The organism is Methylobacillus pratensis (assembly GCF_054072455.1).
Window position 1 is genome coordinate 1 of sequence record NZ_JBSUSR010000013.1, and the last position, 2,902, is coordinate 2,902.

A 2,902-nucleotide genomic window follows, 5' to 3' on the forward strand; every position below is an offset into this window, starting at 1 on the left:
GGTTAGGCCTCAGATAAACAAAGGGTTGTATTTCAACAATGACTCCACAACGCCTGGCGACGCCACTTCACAGTCTCCAACCTATCCTACACATCATTTATCCAAGGTCAATACTAAGCTATAGTAAAGGTGCACAGGGTCTTTTCGTCCCACTGCGGGTAAACGGCATCTTCACCGTTACTACAATTTCACCGAGCTCATGGCTGAGACAGTGTCCAGATCGTTACACCATTCGTGCAGGTCGGAACTTACCCGACAAGGAATTTCGCTACCTTAGGACCGTTATAGTTACGGCCGCCGTTTACTGGGGCTTCAATTCAATGCTTCTCCGAAGATAACATCTCCTCTTAACCTTCCAGCACCGGGCAGGTGTCAGGCCCTATACTTCATCTTACGATTTTGCAGAGCCCTGTGTTTTTGATAAACAGTCGCCTGGACCTCTTCACTGCGGCCAGCTTGCGCTGGCGACCTTTCTCCCGAAGTTACAGGTCTATTTTGCCTAATTCCTTAGCCATGAATCTCTCGAGCACCTTAGGATTCTCTCCTCAACTACCTGTGTCGGTTTACGGTACTGGTACTAATTACCTGAAGTTTAGAGGTTTTTCTTGGAAGCCCTTAGGCGCACTATCTCTTTGTCCGAAGACTCCGAGTACTATCGTATTTCCCCAAGACGCGTGGATTTGCCTGCGCATCTTATAGGTAGGTACTTCAACGAACTATTCCGTCAGTTCGCGGCGCTTTCATCACTCCGTCACCCCATCACAGTAATTAGTAGTACGGGAATATTAACCCGTTGGCCATCGACTGTCCCTTTCGGGTTCGCCTTAGGACCAGACTAACCCACAGCTGATTAGCATAGCTGTGGAAACCTTAGTTTTTCGGTGTGCGGGTTTCTCGCCCGCATTATCGTTACTTATGCCTACATTTTCTTTTCCAGCCAGTCCAGCATACCTTACGATACACCTTCAACCCTGCTGGAATGCTCCCCTACCACTTAGAGTAAACTCTAAATCCATAGCTTCGGTAATACACTTATGCCCGATTATTATCCATGCTCGTCCGCTCGACTAGTGAGCTGTTACGCACTCTTTAAATGAATGGCTGCTTCCAAGCCAACATCCTAGCTGTCTGGGCAGACAAACCTCGTTCTTTCAACTTAGTGTATATTTGGGGACCTTAGCTGATGGTCTGGGTTCTTTCCCTCTCGGACTTGGACCTTAGCACCCAAGCCCTCACTGCTGAGAAACATTATATAGCATTCGGAGTTTGTCAGGAATTGGTAGGCGGTGAAGCCCCCGCATCCAATCAGTAGCTCTACCTCTATATAACTTAATTCAGCGCTGCACCTAAATGCATTTCGGGGAGTACGAGCTATTTCCGAGTTTGATTGGCCTTTCACCCCTACCCTCAGGTCATCCGGAAACTTTTCAACGTTTATCGGTTCGGTCCTCCATTACATGTTACTGCAACTTCAACCTGCCCAAGGGTAGATCACAAGGTTTCGCGTCTACCTCATCTGACTATGCGCCCTATTAAGACTCGCTTTCGCTTCGGCTGCGTCCCTGAAGGACTTAACCTTGCCAGACAAGAGTAACTCGTAGGCTCATTATGCAAAAGGCACGCTGTCACAGAACTTGTCTGCTCCAACCGCTTGTAAGCACACGGTTTCAGGTTCTTTTCACTCCCCTGTTCGGGGTTCTTTTCACCTTTCCCTCACGGTACTGGTTCACTATCGGTCTCTCAGGAGTATTTAGCCTTAGCGGATGGTCCCGCCAAATTCAGACAGGGTTTCACGTGCCCCGCCCTACTCAGGATACCACTATCTATTACACTTGTTACCCATACGGGGCTATCACCCTCTATGGCGTCACTTTCCAGCAACTTCCGGTTCCTTGTGCATAAAATGTCGTGGTCCTACAACCCCAGCACTGCCGTAACAGCACTGGTTTGGGCTAATCCGCGTTCGCTCGCCACTACTTACGGAATCACTTTTGTTTTCTTCTCCTCCGCCTACTTAGATGTTTCAGTTCAGCGGGTTTGCCCACCTATCGGTGTACTATGTCTTCAACATAGTGGGTTGCCCCATTCAGGTATCTGCGGATCAATCGGTGTGTGCCCGTCCCCGCAGCTTTTCGCAGCTTATCACGCCTTTCATCGCCTCTGAGAGCCAAGGCATCCCCCATACGCCCTTATTTTGCTTATTGTACCAATCTTAAAATTAATTAAGACCGTTTTTTTTTATCTTTTGTTATTTGTATTGCTACTATAACAAAAAACGCTTTCTACTTTTTATTATTTTCTTATCTCAATATGTCAATGAACTTTTATTTACTATCTTTATAGTAAACCAGTGGAGAATAACGGAGTCGAACCGTTGACCTCCTGCGTGCAAGGCAGGCGCTCTAGCCAGCTGAGCTAATCCCCCATTTTTCAATCTTAGATTGTAGAATTCAGATTTTAGATTTCTTGAGTTCTTCTCTAATTTCTTTTGGTGAATTCCAACTTCCAGAATTTCCTTTTTTTAAGTTAAATAGTAGTCCCGGGCAGACTCGAACTGCCGACCCCTACATTATCAGTGTAGTGCTCTAACCAACTGAGCTACGGGACTAGCTTATCTTGTTCATCTCTTTCTCTCAGTACTGCTCCTTTCGGGGCGGGCACTTTCTTCTGATGTTTTCTCTTTTTGCAATCATATGTAACGTGACGAGTACCGATCCGCGATACTCTAGAAAGGAGGTATTCCAGCCGCACCTTCCGGTACGGCTACCTTGTTACGACTTAGCCCCAATTATCGGTTTTACCCTAACACGCTCCTCGCGGTAACATGCTTTAGGTACCCCCAACTTTCATGGCTTGACGGGCGGTGTGTACAAGGCCCGGGAACGTATTCACCGCGTCATTG

The 2,902-nt window shown here is 47.2% G+C and carries 2 tRNA genes and 2 rRNA genes; all 4 read right to left on the reverse strand.

The window, feature by feature from the left end:
- Positions 1-2,203: ribosomal RNA gene (locus ACW4YW_RS15560) — 23S ribosomal RNA — on the reverse strand; the annotation flags it as partial.
- 148 nt (positions 2,204-2,351) lie between these two features.
- Positions 2,352-2,425 (reverse strand) — tRNA-Ala (locus ACW4YW_RS15565).
- A gap of 109 nt (positions 2,426-2,534) precedes the next feature.
- Positions 2,535-2,608: transfer RNA gene (locus ACW4YW_RS15570), tRNA-Ile, on the reverse strand.
- Between the two features lie 121 nt (positions 2,609-2,729).
- Positions 2,730-2,902 (reverse strand): 16S ribosomal RNA (locus tag ACW4YW_RS15575); the annotation flags it as partial.